We start from the raw sequence: 16,954 nt of genomic DNA on the forward strand, positions 1-16,954 counted from the left end.
TACGAGCAGGTCATCCAGCTGGAGCAGGACCGCCTCATCTACCAGGCCCGCCTCCAGGCCCGCTTCGGCCGCTCCTGGCGCCGCAAGGCCCCCGTCGAGTCCCTGATGCCCCTGCGCCTGGCCCGTTTCGGCGTACCGCTGGCCGAGACCGCTCCCGCCGGGCTCGCGGCCGCCGGCATCGAGCCCGCGCTGCTGCCGCCCGCTCCGGTGCCGGTGGCGGGGGCGGTTGAGTCGCAGCAGCCGGAGCTGGTGGCGCCGCCTGTGCCGCAGCTCGAGTCGGAGCGGCAGCCACAGGGCCAGGCCCCGCAGGAACAGGCAGCGCAGGAGCAGGCCCAGCAGGAGCAGCAGCCGGAGCCTCCGGGGGCGCATGTGAGCCCGTGGTTCGCGGCTCAGCAGCCGTCGTACGTTCCTGAGGAGCCGCACGACCAGTGGTACGCGGACCAGCAGGCGTACGCGGAGCAGCAGGCGTACGTCGAGCAGCAGGCGTATCTGGAACAGCAGCAGGCGTACTTCGACGAGCAGAGCGGGGCCGGGGTCGCTCCCGCCGAGCCGGAGTTCCAGGTGCCCGCGGGACCCGGCCGTACCCGCCCGCTCGGCGGTCAGCATCTGATTCCCGGGCCGCGGGAGGAGCAGGCTGCCGAGGGTGAGGCCCGCGAAGGCGAGGTCCGTGAGGCGCGTGAGGCCCGTGAAGCCAGTGCGGAGGGGCCGGAGGAGCTGGGGCCGTTGCCCGAGGCTTCCGGTCTGCCGGACGACGTCTCGCGCGACGACGCGTACTTCGCGGCGTTCCGCAAGTACGTGAGCGAGCTCGGGGACTATCCCAACGCCCGGCAGTTCGGCCTGTACTTGATGGACCTGTACGGCGTCACCGGGCAGGCGGGCGGTCCTCCGGCGGAGAGCACGCTGCGTCCGTACCTGCGTGATTTCCGGAGCCGCTACCAGGAGGAGCTGGACTCCGAGTACAGCGCGTAGCGGGGGCTGGGGCTCCGTTGCCTCACGCCCTGGCGCGGTCGCGCTTCTTGGCGGTCTCGCCCCAGACGGCGAGGGCGGCGCCGGCGACGGCCAGGGCCAGGTAGGCGGGGGTGGGCACGTCCCACCACTTCTGCAGGAGGCCCCACGGTTCGTCCCCGAAGAGGCGTCCGGCGGCGCCGAGCGCGCCCTGGATTCCTGCGACCCATCCGACGATGGCGATGATTTCCTTCATACGGCCACGATCTCTGGCCCCGGGGCCTTGGGCGTCCTGCCCTGGAGTGATCTCCCGGTAGTCCAAAGGGTGCAGCCCGTTTACCCCGGGGCAATCGAGTGGGTGGGCGGGAAGAATCCGCCGCGAAGCGGCGGTTCAGTCCCCGCCACGCGAAGGAGGCGGGGCCCAGTAGCAACTGGGCCCCGCCCCCACCCCCGTACCGCCAAAGCGGCCAGCGTCACGCGCCGAGAAGCTTGCGCACCCTCTCCGCGCCCACCGCGAGCAACAGCGTGGGCAGTCGCGGTCCCGTCTCCCGGGTCACCAGGAGGCGGTAGAGCAGGGCGAAGAACGAGCGCTGCGCGACCTTGATCTCCGGCGGCAGTTCCTTCGCCGTCGCGTCCGCGGAGAACCCGGCCTGCACCTTCGGCACCCCGTACACCAGATGCGTCAGACCGTCGAGGGACCAGTGCGAGTCCAGGCCCTCCAGGAGCAGCCGCAGCGACTCACGGCCCTCGTCGTCCAGCGACGAAAGCAGCTCCGCGTCCGGCTCCGAACGCACGATCGTGCGGGCGTCCGCCGGGACCTGGGTGGTGATCCAGTTCTCGGCACGGTCCAGGCGCGGCCTCGCCTCGTCGAGGGACGAGATCGGGTCCGTCGGGTCCAGGTCCCGCAGGATGCGGAGCGTCTGGTCCTCCGCACCCGCCGTCACGTCCGCGACGGACGCGAGCGTCCGGTACGGCAGCGGACGCGGCGTCCGCGGCAGCTCACCGGCAGCCGTCCGCACCGCACGCGAGTGCGCGGCGGCGTCGGCGGGCAGGACGGTCCCGTCCGCGACCTTCGCGTCCAGCTTGTCCCACTCGTCGTAGAGCCGCTGGATCTCCTGGTCGAAGGCGATCTTGAAGGACTGGTTCGGCTTGCGACGGGCGTACAGCCAGCGAAGCAGCGGCGCCTCCATGATCTTCAGCGCGTCGGCCGGTGTCGGCACGCCGCCCTTCGACGAGGACATCTTCGCCATGCCGGAGATGCCCACGAAGGCGTACATGGGGCCGATCGGCTGCACGCCGTCGAAGATCTCGCGCACGATCTGCCCGCCGACCACGAAGGACGACCCGGGAGACGAGTGGTCCACGCCGCTCGGCTCGAAGATCACGCCCTCGTACGCCCAGCGCATGGGCCAGTCGACCTTCCAGACCAGCTTGCCGCGGTTGAACTCGTTGAGGTGGACCGTCTCGCTGTGGCCGCAGTCCGCGCAGACGTACGCGAGCTCGGTGCTCTCGTCGTCGTACGACGTGACCGTGGTCAGGTCCTTCTCGCACGCGCCGCAGTACGGCTTGTACGGGAAGTAGCCGCTGGAGCCGCCGCTGCCGTCGTCCTCGCTCGCGGCGCCGGAGCCTTCGGCGGCCTCGAGCTCGGCCTCGTCGACCGGCTTCTGCGACTGCTTCTGGCCGCCCTTCCCGGGGGCCTTCTTGGTCCGGTACTGGTCGAGGATCGCGTCGATGTCACCGCGGTGCTTCATCGCGTGCAGGATCTGCTCGCGGTAGACGCCCGAGGTGTACTGCTCGGTCTGGCTGATCCCGTCGTACTCCACGCCCAGCTCGGCGAGCGCCTCGGTCATGGCCGCCTTGAAGTGCTCGGCCCAGTTCGCGTACGCGGAACCGGCCGGGGCGGGCACCGAGGTGAGGGGCTTGCCGATGTGCTGGGCCCAGGAGTCGTCGATGCCGGGGACGCCGGCCGGGACCTTGCGGTACCGGTCGTAGTCGTCCCAGGAGATCAGGTGGCGGACCTCGTGCCCGCGCCGCCGGATCTCGTCCGCGACGAGGTGCGGGGTCATGACCTCGCGGAGGTTGCCCAGGTGGATCGGCCCGGAGGGGGAGAGCCCGGAGGCGACGACGACCGGTTTGCCCGGGGCACGACGCTCCGACTCGGCGATGACCTCGTCCGCGTAGCGGGAGACCCAGTCGGTGGTATCGGTGCTCTGAGCCACGATCGGCACGCCTTTCTGCTTCAACTCTTCTTCTACGTGAGTACCGCTTGTCGGAGTCATTCTCCCAGGTCGACCCGCAACCGCGAAAACCGCTTTTCACCCCGTGGGATACTCGAATTTCTAGACCTCCAGCAACCAGGCACCCGAGCAGAACGGCACCCATTCATGGCCTCGGTCACGTCCCTCACCGCCTCCGTCCACCAGCGCCTCGCGGACGCCCTCTCGGCTGCCCTGCCGGAGGCCGGCGCCGCCGACCCGCTGCTGCGACGAAGCGACCGGGCCGACTACCAGGCCAACGGGATCCTGGCCCTCGCCAAGAAGGCCAAGGCGAACCCGCGCGAGCTGGCGACGAAGGTCGTGGACGCGATCGACGCCCCTGACCTGCTGAAGGACGTCGAGGTCTCGGGCCCCGGCTTCCTGAACGTGACGGTGACCGACAAGGCGATCACCGAGAACCTCGCCGCGCGCGCCGCCGACGGCGAACGCCTCGGCGTGCCGTACGCCGAGCGGGCGGGCACGACGGTCGTCGACTGGGCGCAGCCGAACGTGGCCAAGGAGATGCACGTCGGGCACCTGCGGAACTCGGTGATCGGCAACTCCGTCGTCAAGATCCTCGAGTTCACCGGCGAGAAGGTGGTCAGCCGCCACCACATCGGCGACTGGGGCACCCAGTTCGGCATGCTCGTGCAGTATCTGATCGAGCACCCGGACGCGCTTGGCCACGAGGCCGCCGACGGCACCGAGCAGGCGGGCGAGGAGGCCATGTCCGGCCTGAACCGCGTCTACAAGGCGTCGAAGGTGCTCTTCGACTCCGACGAGGACTTCAAGACGCGCGCCCGGCGCCGGGTCGTGGACCTCCAGGCGGGTGACCCGGAGACCCTCGCGATCTGGCAGCGGTTCGTGGACGAGTCGAAGGTCTACTTCTACTCGGTCTTCAACAAGCTGGACGTGGAGATCGAGGACGCGGACATCGTCGGTGAGTCGGGCTACAACGACATGCTGGCGGAGACCTGCCGCATGCTGGAGGAGTCCGGCGTCGCGGTCCGGTCGAACGGCGCGCTGTGCGTGTTCTTCGACGACGTGAAGGGCCCGGACGGCAACCCGTCCCCGCTGATCGTCCAGAAGTCCGACGGCGGCTTCGGGTATGCGGCGACGGACCTCTCCGCGATCCGCGACCGTGTCTTCAACCTCAAGGCCGACACTCTCCTGTACGTGGTGGACGCGCGGCAGTCCCTGCACTTCAAGATGGTCTTCGAGACGGCTCGCAGGGCGGGCTGGCTGACGGAGGACGTCAAGGCGGTGCAGCTGGGCTTCGGCACGGTGCTCGGCAAGGACGGCAAGCCGTTCAAGACCCGTGAGGGCGAGACCGTACGCCTCATCGATCTGCTCGACGAGGCGATCGACCGGGCGTCGGCCATCGTCCGCGAGAAGGCCCAGGACCTCTCCGAGGAGGAGATCGCCGAGCGCGGCGCCCAGGTGGGCATCGGCGCGGTGAAGTACGCGGACCTGTCGACGTCGGCAGTGCGCGACTACAAGTTCGACCTGGACCAGATGGTGTCGCTGAACGGCGACACGTCGGTGTACCTCCAGTACGCGTACGCCCGTATCCAGTCGATCCTGCGCAAGGCGGGCGACGTCTCCCCCAAGGCCCACCCGGAGCTCGAACTGGCCGAGGCCGAGCGGGCGTTGGGGCTGCACCTCGACCAGTTCGCGGAGACGGTCGCCGAGGTCGCCGCGGAGTACGCGCCGCACAAGCTGGCCGCGTACCTCTACCAGCTGGCGTCGCTCTACACGACGTTCTACGACAAGTGCCCGGTCCTGAAGGCGGACACCCCGGCGCAGGTCGAGAACCGTCTGTTCCTGTGCGACATCACGGCCCGCACCCTGCACCAGGGGATGGCGCTCCTCGGCATCAGGACGCCCGAGCGCCTCTAGCCCTTGAGCGCGCTTTTGAGCCTGCGCAGTCCCTCGGCGATCTCGTCGGGGGACTGCGTCACGAAGCACATCCGCAGGGTGGTCCGGTCGGGTTCGCCCGCGAAGAACGGCGCCCCCGGCACGTAGGCCACGTCGTGCTTGACGACCTCGGGGAGCAGCGCGCCGGTGTCGTATCCGTCGGGCAGCTTGGCCCAGACGAACATGCCGCCCTCGGGGCGCAGCCAGCTCGATCCCTCGGGCAGCGCGTCCGCGATCCCCGCGAGCATGGCGTCCCGGTGCACCCGGTACTCCCCCGCGACATGCGCCACGTGCGCGTCGAGGTCGTTGTCCGCCAGGTACCGTGCGGCGGCGAGCTGGTTGACGGTCGGGGTGTGCAGATCGGCGGCCTGCTTGGCGATGGCGCAGGCCCGCAGCAGCGCGGCGGGGCCCCGCAGCCAGCCCAGGCGCAGGCCGGGCGCCATGACCTTGGAGAAGCTGCCGAGCAGGATGGTGCGGTCCTCGGCGCCGGGGTACGAGGCGATCCACGGCACGCGCTCGCCCTCGAAGCGCAGCTCTCCGTACGGGTCGTCCTCGACGATCCACAGTCCGCGGCGGGCGGCGACGGCGGCGATCGCGGCGCGGCGCGCGGCGGGCATGGTGCGGCCGGTGGGGTTCTGGAAGGTGGGGACGGTGTAGAGCAGTTTGGGCCGGTGGAGGGCGACGAGTTCGTCGAGGGCGTCCGGGTCGATCCCGGCCTCGTCGCACGGCACGGGCACGACCCGCGCGCCCGCGAAGCCGAAGGCCTGAAGTGCGGCCAGATAGCAGGGGCTTTCGACGAGGATGGCCTCACCGGGCTCGACGAGGGCCGTGGCCAGCAGCGAGAGCGCCTGCTGCGAACCGGTGGTGACGACGATGTCGTCGGCGTCGGTCGCGAGCCCCCGCACGGAGAAGCGCGCGGCGATGGCGGACCGCAGGGCGGGCTCGCCCTCGGTCGTGGCGTACTGGAGCGCACGCTCGGGCTGCTCGGTGAGCACGGCGTGGAACGCGGCGGCGATGGCGGCCTTGTCGAAGAGGCCGGGGGCGGGGAGCCCGCCCGCGAAGTTGATGACCTCGGGCCGCGCCGTCACCGCCAGGATGTCCCGTACCGGAGAGCCCCCGACGGAGGCGACGCGGGCCGCGAACTCCGGTACGGGGGCCGGGCCTTGGGTCCTGTCTGCGTCCTGGCCGGTGGGGATGTGGGCGTCGGTGACGGTCATCTGCGGCTCCTTTGTTTTCCGGCAGTTCCGGCAGCGTAAAGACCTGCGTGGCGTTTACAAGCACCATTCCGGGATGCGGACGCCCCCGCCGTTCGGAGCGACGCGTCTAGGCAGGCGGGTCCGGCACGTCGTCGTTGTCGCGGTTCGTCTTCGTCCACTTCTTGCTGTTGAGCGAGAACCCGTAGACGGGACGGCCCTTGTCACCGCTCGTGGCGAACGGCTTGCCCGTGTCGTCGATGCGCACCGTGCCGCGCCGGGAGCCGCTCGACCACTCCAGCTCCAAGTACCAGCGTACGTAGCGGGTGTTGGCGGTGGCGTTGATGAAGAACGCCTCGGGGTCGCTCGCGCTCACCTTGTAGGGGAAGCCGCTCTCCCCTTCCTGCGGGGTCGGGCGCGGCACCGAGGCGTCCAGGTTGACGGCGAAGGAGTGCTTGGGGACCTTGCCTCCGCAGCCGACGCCGAGGTAGCCCATCTTGTAGTTGGTCCAGGCGAGCGGTGCGCTGGTCCCGGCGACGCGGACGTTCAGGGACTCCAGGACGACGGTTTCCTTGCCCTTGCCCTGCACGGTCAGCTTCACGGTCTGGTCCCGCGCGGAGACCGCGCCGTTCGCGGCCACCCAGCCGGGGGCGTCCTGCTCGTTGGGGGGCGGGGAGAGGGAGGCGGGGTCCTTGTCGACGAGGTAGGGGTGGCCGCAGGGCTCATCCCAGTACTGGGGCTGGGTGGAGACGGTGACCGGGACACCGCCCTCGGCGGCGCCGGTGCCACCACCGCCCTTGGCGCCTTCTCCGGTGCCGGGGGCCCCGGCCTCGCTCCCGTCGCCCTTGCCCTTCCCGTCCTTCGGCCGGTCGGAACCCTTCGCTTCCTTGCCCGGCTTGCCCTTCCCGGACTCTTTCGCCGAGGGTGACGGCGACCCGGAGCCGTCCGGGCCCGGCTCACTCCCGCCGTGCGGGGAGGGCGAGTCGACGGAGGCACGGTCGCGGTCACCGCCGCCGGACGCGGCCTGTACGGCGACTGCGGTGGCGCCGAGGGCGAGGACTACACCCGCGGCGACGAGGACCCGCGCCCGGGGGAGCCGCCTGCCCTCGCTCCTGGCACCGGTGGGGGCGCGGCCGATGACGATGCCGGGGTGCTCGTCGCCGGCTTCGGCGGGGTCGGCGGGGTCCGGGGCGGCTTTCGCCGGCTCCGGGACGGCGGGGTCCGGGGCCACCACCGGCTGCTCGGACGCCGCGACCGCGGAAGAAGCCCCCGGAAGAGGCTCCTTGCGGTCACGGTCGCCCCTCGACGCGTCGGCCAGGATCCACTGCCGGTGAAGCTCGACCATCTCTTCCCGCGAGGCCTTGCAGACCCGGGCGAACCGCTCCAAGGGGGCGAACTCCGTCGGCACGGCCGCCCCGCTCACATACCGGTGCAGCGTCGACGTCGACACATGCAGCCGCTTGGCCAGCGACCCGTAACTGAGCCCCGACCGCTCCTTCAACTCCCGCAGCAACTCCGCGAGATCGCCCGCCCCCACGCTCTCTCCATCCCATCCATCCGTTCCAGGGAACGGAGTTTCCGCAGATCACAGCCGTACGAATGTCCCGGCGTCCCCCAACTGCCGTTCCACGCTGTCCAACGGGACAGAACCCCGCACAAGCTCTGGGCCATACAAGCACGCCGCGACCGGGAGCCCCTCGGCGCGGCTCGCGTCTCCCGCATCACACCGAAAGAGATCAGCCATGCGACTCAGCACCAAGGCCGCCGCCGTGTCCGCGGCCCTCACCGCCGCCCTCTCGCTCACCGCGCTCGGCGGCGCCGCCTCGGCCGCCACCCCCGCCGCCAAGTCGGCGCCGGTCACCTGCACCGCGGCCACCACGAAGGTCACCGTGCAGGAGGTCGAGCGCCCCATCAACCACCTGCTCCTGAAGGCCAAGAACACGGGCACGAAGACCTGTTACGCGTACGGAGCCCCGTTCCTCCGCTTCGACGAGGGCCAGGCCGCCACTCCGTGGCTCGACGCGAGCAAGCCCCAGGCGGTCGTCACCCTCGAACCGGGCCAGACGGCGTACGCGGCCATCGGCACCTCGTCGCCCGAGGGCTCGGAAGGCTCCCAGGCCCACAAGCTGGACGTCCACTTCGCCAACCGCGCGATGAACGGCAGCGTGGGCGGCCCGGCGGCGGCGAAGCTTCCGGAGGGCGGGGTGTACGTGGACAGCTCGGCGTTCGTCACGTACTGGCAGACGTCGGCGTCGGACGCGCTGGTCTGGTGACGGGGCGCCCCCGCTAGGCCTGGCCCTTGTAGGTGGGTGGGCCGCCTGCCCACCCACCTCACTGACCAGGAGGTAAGTACCGCACTAAATAGTCCGTACTTGTTCTCACCGCAGGGCCCCGCAAGGATCAAAGGCGTACCCAACCCCCCGAAAACGCCCCTCCGAAGGAGCCCTCATGCCCGGCACCCCCGCAGCAGCCCCCGTGTCCGTCCTCGGCCTCGGCCTCATGGGCACCGCCCTCGCCGCCGCGCTGATCAAGGCAGGCCACCCGACCACCGTCTGGAACCGCACCGCCGCCAAGACGGGCCCCCTCGCGGCCCAGGGCGCCACCCCGGCCGCCACGGCGAGGGACGCCATCGAGGCCGCGCCCCTCGTCATCGTCTGCCTCACGACCAACGACAACGTACGCACCCTGCTCGCGCCGGAGACAGAAGCGCTCGCCGGCCGCACCCTCGTGAACCTCACGAACGGAACGCCGTCCCAGGCACGGGAGTTGGCGGCATGGGCCGAGTCCCACGGCATCACGTACATCGACGGCGGCATCATGGCCGTCCCCCAGATGATCGCGACACCCGCCGCGTACATCCTCTACAGCGGCACCGACGAGGCGGCCTTCGAGACGCACCGCGAGACCCTGACCGCGCTGGCCGCGACCAAGTGGGTCGGCAAGGACCCCGGCCTCGCCGCCCTGTACGACCTCGCCCTGCTCACCGGCATGTACGGCATGTCGGCGGGCGTCGCGCAGGCCTTCGCGCTGATCGGCAGCGAGGGCATCCCGGCCCGGGAGTTCGCGCCGCTGCTCACGGACTGGGTCGGGGCGATGACGCAGGCGATCGTGCCGGAGACGGCCGAGGCGGTCGACAATGACCAGCACCTCACCGACGTGTCGAACCTCGCCATGAACCGCGAGGCGTTCCCCAACTTCCTCCAGGCGTACGCCGAACAGGGCCTGCGGACCGACCTCTTCGACCCCTTCCAGGGTCTCCTGGACCGTGCTGTGGACGAGGGGTACGGCGCCGACGGCCTCTCCCGCCTGGTGACCCTGCTCAAGCAGGACTGAGGCCCGCGAAGAAACCGGAACCACTACGGCACCAGCACGACCTTCCCCGTCGTCTGCCGGCGCTCCATGGCCGCGTGGGCCTGCGCGGCCCGCGCCAGCGGGAACGTCTGCACGGCGGGCACCAACTCGCCCTTGGCCGCCGCCTCAAGGGCCCGTCGCTCACGGTCGGGGCCGTCCTCGGGGTGCTCGATCAGCCGCATCAGCGCGTTGGTCACGGTGATGCCGCGCTGCTCCACGACCCCCGCGTCCGGCTCGAACCCTTCCTGCGAGGACCAGCCGATGACCACGTACCGCCCGCCCCAGCCGATGAGCCCGAACGCGGCGGCGGACTTCTCGCCGCCCACCCCGTCGAGTACGACGCTCACCTCACGCCCGTCGAGGCGCTCCCGCACGAGGTCCGCCCAGCCGGGCTGGTTGTAGTCGACGGCGAGGTCGGCGCCGAGTTCCCAGACGGCCTCGACCTTGTCGGCCCCACCGGCGGCGCCGATCACGACCGCGCCCACGGACAGGGCGTACTGCACCACGAGCCGTCCGACGCCACCGGCGGCGGACGTCACCAACACCACGTCGTCGGCGGTGATTTGAGCGACGTCCAGCAGCCCCATGGTCGTCGCCCCCGTCATCACCATGGTCACGGCGGCCTCGTACCCGAGCCCGTCGGGCACCTCGTGCAGCTGCGCGAGTTCGGCCACCGCCAGTTCGGCGTACCCGCCGGGCTGGCTGCGCGGGGTGACGACGGACCGGCCGAGCCACGCGGGGTCCACGCCGGGGCCGACCGCATCGACGACTCCGGCGGCCTCCCCGCCGAAGACGGCGGGGAGTTCGGGCAGCGGCGGCGCCATGTCGCTGGCGTCGCCGCGCCGCATGACGGTCTCGACGAAGTGAACTCCCGCCGCGCGTACGGCGATCCGCACCTGGCCAGGCCCCGCGACGGGGTCGGGCCAGGTCTCGTACGTCAGGTTCTCGGCGGGACCGAACTCATGCAGGACAACGGCGCGCATACGTCCTCCTCAGAACGTCGACGCCCGTCGCTCGGAACGTCGATGCACACCACCCTGCAACCTCAATCAAACTTGAGGTCAAGGCCTCAGAGCTGCCGCGCCACCTCGGTGGCCCAGTACGTGAGGATCATGTTCGCGCCCGCGCGCTTGATGCCCGTCAGGGACTCCATGATCGCCCGGTCCCGGTCGATCCAGCCGCGCTCGGCGGCGGCCTCGATCATCGAGTACTCACCGGAGATCTGGTACGCGGCGACCGGCACCTCCACGGCGTCGGCGACCTTCGCCAGGACGTCGAGGTAGGGGCCCGCGGGCTTCACCATCACCATGTCGGCGCCCTCTTCGAGGTCGAGCGCCAGCTCGCGCAGGGACTCGCGGCTGTTGGCCGGGTCCTGCTGGTAGGTCTTGCGGTCGCCCTTGAGCGACGAACCGACGGCCTCGCGGAAGGGGCCGTAGAACGCCGAGGAGTACTTGACGGTGTAGGCGAGGATGGAGACGTCCTCGTGGCCGACCTGGTCCAACGCGTCGCGGATGACGCCGATCTGACCGTCCATCATGCCGCTCGGCCCCACGACGTGGGCGCCCGCGTCGGCCTGGACCTGCGCCATCTCCGCGTACCGCTCAAGGGTGGCGTCGTTGTCGACGCGACCCTCGGCGTCGAGGACACCGCAGTGACCGTGGTCGGTGAACTCGTCGAGGCACAGGTCGGACATGATGATGAGGTCGTCGCCGACCTCGGCGCGCACGTCGCGCAGGGCGACCTGGAGAATCCCGTCCGGGTCGGTGCCGACGGTCCCGGCGCCGTCCTTCTTCTCGTCCTCGGGCACCCCGAAGAGCATGATCCCGGCGACCCCGGCCTCCACCGCGTCGACGGCGGCCTTCTTCAGGCTGTCGCGGGTGTGCTGCACGACGCCGGGCATCGCACCGATCTCCACGGGGGCGCTGACCCCTTCGCGCACGAACGCGGGGAGGATCAGGTCGGCCGGGTGCAGCCGCGTCTCCGCGACCATGCGCCGCATGGCGGGGGTGGTCCGCAGGCGACGGGGCCGGGCCCCGGGGAACGATCCGTACTTGGTCACTGTTCTCTCTCACCTCACGAAAAGATTCCGGCCCCGGCTGAAGGATCTCAGCCGGGGCCAGGGATATGTACGGCCCTGAAGCCTCAGGGTGCCGCACGCCTCCGACGGGAACCGGGTCGCCGCTCGCTGGGCCGGGTCACCGGGTCCCCCGCCTCCAGGGCGGAGAGCCTGCGCCGCGTGCCGAACTCGGCAAGGGCCTCGGCCAGCTTGTGCACGGACGGCTCCGGAGCCATCACGTCGACCCGGAGCCCGTGCTCCTCCGCGGTCTTGGCGGTGGCGGGGCCGATGCACGCGATGACGGTCACGTTGTGCGGCTTGCCGGCGATGCCGACGAGGTTGCGCACGGTCGAGGAGGACGTGAAGAGCACGGCGTCGAAGCCGCCGCCCTTGATCGCCTCACGCGTGTCCGCCGGGGGCGGCGACGCGCGCACCGTCCGGTAGGCGGTGACGTCGTCGACCTCCCACCCGAGATCGATGAGCCCGGCGACCAGCGTCTCCGTGGCGATGTCGGCACGCGGCAGGAAGACGCGGTCGATCGGGTCGAAGACCGGGTCGTACGGCGGCCAGTCCTCCAGGAGACCCGCGGCCGACTGCTCGCCGCTGGGCACCAGGTCGGGCTTCACGCCGAAGGCGACCAGCGCCGCGGCCGTCTGCTCGCCGACCGCCGCGACCTTGATCCCGGCGAAGGCACGCGCGTCGAGCCCGTACTCCTCGAACTTCTCGCGCACCGCCTTGACCGCGTTGACCGAGGTGAAGGCGATCCACTCGTAGCGCCCCGTGACCAGGCCCTTGACCGCGCGCTCCATCTGCTGGGGCGTGCGGGGCGGCTCGACGGCGATGGTCGGCACCTCGTGCGGCACCGCGCCGTACGAGCTCAGCTGGTCGGAGAGCGAGGCCGCCTGCTCCTTGGTGCGCGGGACGAGCACGCGCCACCCGAAGAGCGGCTTCGACTCGAACCACGAGAGCTGGTCGCGCTGGGCGGCGGCGGACCGCTCGCCGACGACGGCTATGACCGGCTGGCCTCCGTCGGGCGAGGGCAGCACCTTCGCCTGCTTGAGGACCTGGGCGATGGTGCCCAGGGTCGCCTGCCAGGTCCGCTGGCGCGTCGTCGTACCGGCGACGGTGACCGTCATCGGGGTGTCCGGCTTGCGCCCGGACGACACCAGCTCACCGGCGGCCGCGGCCACGGAGTCCAGGGACGTCGACACGACCACGGTCCCGTCGGATGCCCCCACCTCGCTCCAGCAGCGGTCGGACGCGGTGCGCGCGTCGACGAAACGTACGTCCGTGCCCTGCGCGTCACGCAGCGGAACACCCGCGTAGGCGGGTACACCGACCGCCGCGGCGATGCCGGGCACGACCTCGAAGGCGATGCCCTCGGCGGCGCAGGCGAGCATCTCCTCGGCCGCGTAGGTGTCGAGGCCGACGTCGCCGCTGACGGCACGTACGACCCGCTTGCCGCCCCTCGCTGCCTCCATGACAAGATTGGTGGCGGCTCGCAGAGTCGACGCTTCCGCCTTCGCTGACGCGTCGTCAACTGCCCCTGGCTGAGGTGTGTCCACACCTCCCCTGGCATGCGCGCGAACGACGTCGAGCACATCCGGCTCGGCGATCAGTACGTCCGCTCGGGCCAGCGCCTCCACGGCGCGTAGCGTAAGTAGTCCCGGATCTCCGGGTCCGGCACCCAGGAAGGTGACGTGCCCGTGTGCGGGAAGGCCGGGAAAGTTCGAGGTGGGGCTCAAAGTGCTCGCTCCCCCATCAGACCGGCCGCGCCCTTGGCAAGCATCTCGGCAGCGAGTTCGCGGCCGAGCGCCATGGCTTGGTCATGCGTCTCGGGCACGGGACCGGTGGTGGACAGCTGCACCAGCGTCGAGCCGTCGGTTGCCCCGACGACGCCGCGCAGGCGCATTTCCTTGACAATCTGCCCGTCGGCCAGCAAGTCGGCCAACGCACCCACAGGTGCGCTGCAGCCGGCCTCCAGGGCGGCGAGCAGGGATCGCTCGGCGGTCACGGCGGCCCGGGTGTACGGGTCGTCGAGCTCGGCGAGCGCGGCGGTCAGTGACGCGTCGGACGCGGCACATTCGATCGCCAGTGCCCCCTGGCCGGGGGCGGGCAGAACTGTGTCGACCGGCAGGAAGTCGGTCACTTCGCCGATCCTGCCGACGCGGTTGAGGCCCGCGGCGGCGAGTACGACGGCGTCGAGCTCGCCCTTGCGCACGAACCCGATGCGGGTGTCGATGTTCCCGCGGATCGGCACGGTCTCTATGGCGAGTCCGTGGTTGCGGGCGTAGGCGTTGAGCTGCGCCATGCGGCGCGGCGAACCGGTGCCGATGCGCGCGCCGCTCGGCAGCTCCTCGAAGGTCATCCCGTCGCGTGCGATGAGCACGTCACGGGGGTCCTCGCGCAGCGGGACCGCGGCCAGGGCCAGGTCGTGCGGCTGCGCCGTCGGCAGGTCCTTCAGCGAGTGGACGGCGAAGTCGACCTCGCCGCCGAGCAGCGCGTCACGCAGGGCGGTCACGAAGACGCCGGTGCCGCCGATCTGCGCCAGGTGCTCACGGGACGTGTCGCCGTACGTCGTGATCTCCACGAGCTCTACGGGGCGGCCCGTCAACTGGCTCACGGTGTCGGCCACTTGCCCCGACTGGGCCATGGCCAGCTTGCTGCGCCGTGTCCCGAGCCTCAGTGCCCTCTCGGTCATGCCCGGCCTCGATTCGGATCTGTTTGCGTTGCGTTCTGGTCGTTGGGGTCATTGCGCCGGTCGGCCCTGCTGACGGCGGCGACCGTCTGCGGGTCGAGGTCGAAGAGGGTGCGCAGCGCGTCCGCGTACCCGGCGCCGCCGGGCTCGCTCGCCAGTTGCTTGACGCGCACGGTGGGCGCGTGGAGCAGCTTGTCGACGACGCGGCGGACGGTCTGGGTGATCTCCGCGCGCTCCTTCTCGGCGAGTCCGGGGAGCCGTCCGTCGAGCCGCGCGATCTCGTTCGCGACGACGTCGGCGGCCATGGTGCGCAGGGCGACCACGGTCGGCGTGATGTGCGCGGCCCGCTGTGCGGCGCCGAAGGCGGCGACCTCGTCGGAGACGATCGCGCGGACCCGCTCCACGTCCTCGGCCATGGGGGCGTCCGCGGAGGCCTCGGCGAGCGACTCGATGTCGACGAGGCGTACGCCGTCGATGCGGTGCACGGCGCCGTCGATGTCGCGGGGCATGGCCAGGTCGAGCAGGGCGAGCAGGACGTTGCCGGTCTCGACGAGCGAGGGGCGGCGGCGGTGCTCGGGAATGCGTACGCCGGCGCTCACGGCCGCGGCGAGCGCGGAGATGGTGTCGGCCTCGCTCTGCGGGTCGTCGCGGCGCTCGGCGGGCGCGTTGTCCACCCAGGCGGCGTGCTGCTCCAGCGTGGCGGCGTCCATCCCGGCGACGGCGTCCTCGCCCATGACGGAGAACCCGACCCCGCGGGGCACGGCCGCCCCGTCACCGGAGAGGCCGAGCGGGCACGCCTCGTCGGTGTCGGCACCGTCGTCGTGCGGGGCAAAGGGGGCCGAAGACGCGGGCACACGCGGCGCGCCCACGGTGACGGGCGCCGCGACGGGTGCGCCGGTGCGGTCGGCCACGCCCGCCGCGACGGCCTCGGCCGTCAGGACGAGCCCGGTCGCGCCGGTGCAGGAGACCGCGACATCGGCACGTGTCAGTTCGGCCGCCACCTGGTCCATCGGCACGGCGCGCGCGACGGTGCCCGTGCCGCCCTCCGCGAGGATCTCGGCCAGGCGGTGCGCCCGGTCCAGGGTGCGGTTGGCGACGACGACCTCGTGGACGCCGGCGCGCGCGAGCGTCGCCGCGGCGAGCGAGGACATGGAGCCGGCGCCGATGACCAGGGCGCGCTTGCCCTTGGCCCAGGTCTCGACCGGCTCGCGCCCGGCGAGCTGTTCGAGGCCGAAGGTCACGAGCGACTGCCCGGCCCGGTCGATGCCGGTCTCCGAGTGCGCGCGCTTGCCGACCCGCAGGGCCTGCTGGAAGAGGTCGTTGAGGAGACGGCCCGCGGTGTGCAGCTCCTGGGAGCGCGCGAGGGCGTCCTTGATCTGGCCGAGGATCTGCCCCTCGCCGACGACCATCGAGTCCAGGCCGCAGGCCACCGAGAACAGGTGGTGGACGGCACGGTCCTCGTAGTGGACGTACAGATAAGGGGTGAGCTCTTCGAGGCCCACACCGCTGTGCTGGGCGAGCAGCGTGGACAGCTCGGCGACGCCCGCGTGGAACTTGTCCACGTCGGCGTACAGCTCGATGCGGTTGCAGGTGGCGAGCACGGCCGCTTCGGCGGCGGGCTCGGCGGCGAGCGTGTCCTGCAGGAGCTTGGCCTGCGCGTCCACGTTGAGCGCGGCCCGCTCCAGGACGCTGACCGGAGCGCTGCGGTGGCTCAGCCCCACGACGAGGAGACTCATGCCGGCATCACGGCGGGGACGTCCCCGTCGGGTCCTTTGCGCTGCTGCTTGGCGGCGGCGGGCGCCACGGCTTCGTCGGCCGCCGCTTCCTCGCCGGCCTTGCGCTGCTCGTGGAAGGCGAGGATCTGCAGCTCGATGGAGAGGTCCACCTTGCGTACGTCGACGCCGTCGGGCACGGAAAGAACGGTGGGCGCGAAGTTCAGGATCGAGGTCACACCGGCGGCGACGAGCCGCTCGCAGACCTGCTGGGCGGCGCCCGCCGGGGTGGAGATGACGCCGATGGAGACGCCGTTGTCGCTGATGATCTTCTCGAGGTCGTCCGTGTGCTGGACCGGCATGCCCGCGACGGGCGTGCCCGCCATGGCCGGGTCGGCGTCGATCAGCGCGGCGACACGGAAGCCACGCGAGGCGAACCCGCCGTAATTGGCGAGGGCCGCGCCGAGGTTACCGATGCCGACGATCACGACGGGCCAGTCCTGGGTCAGGCCGAGCTCGCGTGAGATCTGGTAGACGAGGTACTCGACGTCGTAGCCGACGCCGCGCGTCCCGTAGGAACCGAGGTAGGAGAAGTCCTTGCGCAGCTTCGCGGAGTTGACCCCCGCGGCGGCCGCGAGCTCCTCGGAGGAGACCGTGGGCACCGAGCGCTCCGACAGAGCGGTGAGGGCTCGGAGGTACAGCGGAAGCCTGGCGACGGTGGCCTCGGGAATCCCTCGGCTGCGGGTCGCCGGTCGGTGAGTTCGGCCAGTTGCCACGGTGCTCCTGCGGGTAGAGCGGGGCTGCAGGCGGTCACACGTCCCCAGACC

At 71.3% G+C, this 16,954-nt stretch carries 14 protein-coding genes; 4 read left to right on the forward strand and 10 right to left on the reverse strand.

Features of this window, described 5'->3' with window-relative positions; all coding sequences use genetic code 11:
* Positions 1 to 969 (forward strand): DUF2637 domain-containing protein (locus tag ACWFRU_RS41480; protein WP_453693931.1); only part of this gene is annotated, 969 nt, incomplete at its 5' end.
* A gap of 22 nt (positions 970 to 991) precedes the next feature.
* Here ACWFRU_RS41480 and ACWFRU_RS41485 read toward each other — a convergent pair.
* Together ACWFRU_RS41485 and lysS are read right to left on the reverse strand one after the other, a co-directional pair.
* On the reverse strand, positions 992 to 1,201 hold the full coding sequence (locus ACWFRU_RS41485) for a hypothetical protein (protein WP_453693933.1): 210 nt from the start codon (positions 1,199 to 1,201) through the stop codon (positions 992 to 994).
* A gap of 217 nt (positions 1,202 to 1,418) precedes the next feature.
* Positions 1,419 to 3,173: a lysine--tRNA ligase gene (gene lysS / locus ACWFRU_RS41490; protein ID WP_453693935.1), complete on the reverse strand. Its 1,755-nt coding sequence runs from the start codon at positions 3,171 to 3,173 to the stop codon at positions 1,419 to 1,421.
* Positions 3,174 to 3,329: 156 nt separating this feature from the next.
* Between lysS and argS the strand changes: the two genes are divergently transcribed.
* Positions 3,330 to 5,099 (forward strand): arginine--tRNA ligase, encoded by a 1,770-nt coding sequence (gene argS / locus ACWFRU_RS41495; RefSeq protein ID WP_453693937.1) that lies wholly within the window; start codon positions 3,330 to 3,332, stop codon positions 5,097 to 5,099.
* On the opposite strand, the gene ACWFRU_RS41500 is transcribed toward argS, so the two are convergent.
* Complete coding sequence (locus ACWFRU_RS41500; protein ID WP_453693939.1) at positions 5,096 to 6,334, reverse strand: aminotransferase-like domain-containing protein; 1,239 nt, start codon at positions 6,332 to 6,334, stop codon at positions 5,096 to 5,098. The two genes, argS and ACWFRU_RS41500, sit on opposite strands and share 4 nt — an antisense overlap.
* 106 nt (positions 6,335 to 6,440) lie before the next feature.
* Positions 6,441 to 7,847 carry a helix-turn-helix domain-containing protein gene (locus ACWFRU_RS41505; RefSeq protein ID WP_453693941.1) on the reverse strand — a complete coding sequence of 469 codons (1,407 nt, stop codon included), beginning with the start codon at positions 7,845 to 7,847 and terminating at the stop codon, positions 6,441 to 6,443.
* Between the two features lie 205 nt (positions 7,848 to 8,052).
* Here ACWFRU_RS41505 and ACWFRU_RS41510 point away from each other — a divergent pair, with 205 nt between their 5' ends.
* Positions 8,053 to 8,583, forward strand: a complete 531-nt coding sequence (locus ACWFRU_RS41510) for a DUF4232 domain-containing protein (RefSeq protein WP_453693943.1) — start codon at positions 8,053 to 8,055, stop codon at positions 8,581 to 8,583.
* Positions 8,584 to 8,758: 175 nt separating this feature from the next.
* Positions 8,759 to 9,643 (forward strand): NAD(P)-dependent oxidoreductase, encoded by an 885-nt coding sequence (locus ACWFRU_RS41515; protein ID WP_453693945.1) that lies wholly within the window; start codon positions 8,759 to 8,761, stop codon positions 9,641 to 9,643.
* Between the two features lie 23 nt (positions 9,644 to 9,666).
* On the opposite strand, the gene ACWFRU_RS41520 is transcribed toward ACWFRU_RS41515, so the two are convergent.
* The 6 genes from ACWFRU_RS41520 to ACWFRU_RS41545 form a co-directional block, all read right to left on the reverse strand.
* Entirely contained in the window at positions 9,667 to 10,644 is a 978-nt protein-coding gene (locus ACWFRU_RS41520; protein ID WP_453693947.1) for a zinc-binding dehydrogenase, read from the reverse strand.
* An 86-nt stretch (positions 10,645 to 10,730) separates the two neighbouring features.
* Positions 10,731 to 11,720, reverse strand: coding sequence for a porphobilinogen synthase (hemB, locus tag ACWFRU_RS41525; protein WP_453693949.1), 990 nt, complete (start codon positions 11,718 to 11,720; stop codon positions 10,731 to 10,733).
* 83 nt (positions 11,721 to 11,803) lie between these two features.
* Complete coding sequence (locus tag ACWFRU_RS41530; protein WP_453693951.1) at positions 11,804 to 13,462, reverse strand: uroporphyrinogen-III synthase; 1,659 nt, start codon at positions 13,460 to 13,462, stop codon at positions 11,804 to 11,806.
* Positions 13,459 to 14,418 carry a hydroxymethylbilane synthase gene (hemC, locus tag ACWFRU_RS41535; RefSeq protein WP_453693953.1) on the reverse strand — a complete coding sequence of 320 codons (960 nt, stop codon included), beginning with the start codon at positions 14,416 to 14,418 and terminating at the stop codon, positions 13,459 to 13,461. Before hemC ends, ACWFRU_RS41530 begins: the two co-directional genes overlap by 4 nt.
* Positions 14,415 to 16,151 (reverse strand): glutamyl-tRNA reductase, encoded by a 1,737-nt coding sequence (locus tag ACWFRU_RS41540; protein ID WP_453693955.1) that lies wholly within the window; start codon positions 16,149 to 16,151, stop codon positions 14,415 to 14,417. Before ACWFRU_RS41540 ends, hemC begins: the two co-directional genes overlap by 4 nt.
* Complete coding sequence (locus ACWFRU_RS41545; RefSeq protein ID WP_365828845.1) at positions 16,148 to 16,903, reverse strand: redox-sensing transcriptional repressor Rex; 756 nt, start codon at positions 16,901 to 16,903, stop codon at positions 16,148 to 16,150. The genes ACWFRU_RS41540 and ACWFRU_RS41545 overlap by 4 nt, the downstream gene beginning before the upstream one ends.
* Between the last annotated feature and the right edge of the window lie 51 nt (positions 16,904 to 16,954).

This window comes from Streptomyces sp. NPDC055099 (genome assembly GCF_053607685.1).

Coding starts and splice junctions, on each gene's coding strand:
- ACWFRU_RS41485 (WP_453693933.1), bottom strand. CDS start 1,201: ATGAAGGAAATCATCGCCATCGTCGGATGGGTCGCAGGAATCCAGGGC.
- argS (WP_453693937.1), top strand. CDS start 3,330: ATGGCCTCGGTCACGTCCCTCACCGCCTCCGTCCACCAGCGCCTCGCG.
- ACWFRU_RS41500 (WP_453693939.1), bottom strand. CDS start 6,334: ATGACCGTCACCGACGCCCACATCCCCACCGGCCAGGACGCAGACAGG.
- ACWFRU_RS41510 (WP_453693943.1), top strand. CDS start 8,053: ATGCGACTCAGCACCAAGGCCGCCGCCGTGTCCGCGGCCCTCACCGCC.
- ACWFRU_RS41515 (WP_453693945.1), top strand. CDS start 8,759: ATGCCCGGCACCCCCGCAGCAGCCCCCGTGTCCGTCCTCGGCCTCGGC.
- ACWFRU_RS41520 (WP_453693947.1), bottom strand. CDS start 10,644: ATGCGCGCCGTTGTCCTGCATGAGTTCGGTCCCGCCGAGAACCTGACG.
- hemC (WP_453693953.1), bottom strand. CDS start 14,418: ATGACCGAGAGGGCACTGAGGCTCGGGACACGGCGCAGCAAGCTGGCC.
- ACWFRU_RS41540 (WP_453693955.1), bottom strand. CDS start 16,151: ATGAGTCTCCTCGTCGTGGGGCTGAGCCACCGCAGCGCTCCGGTCAGC.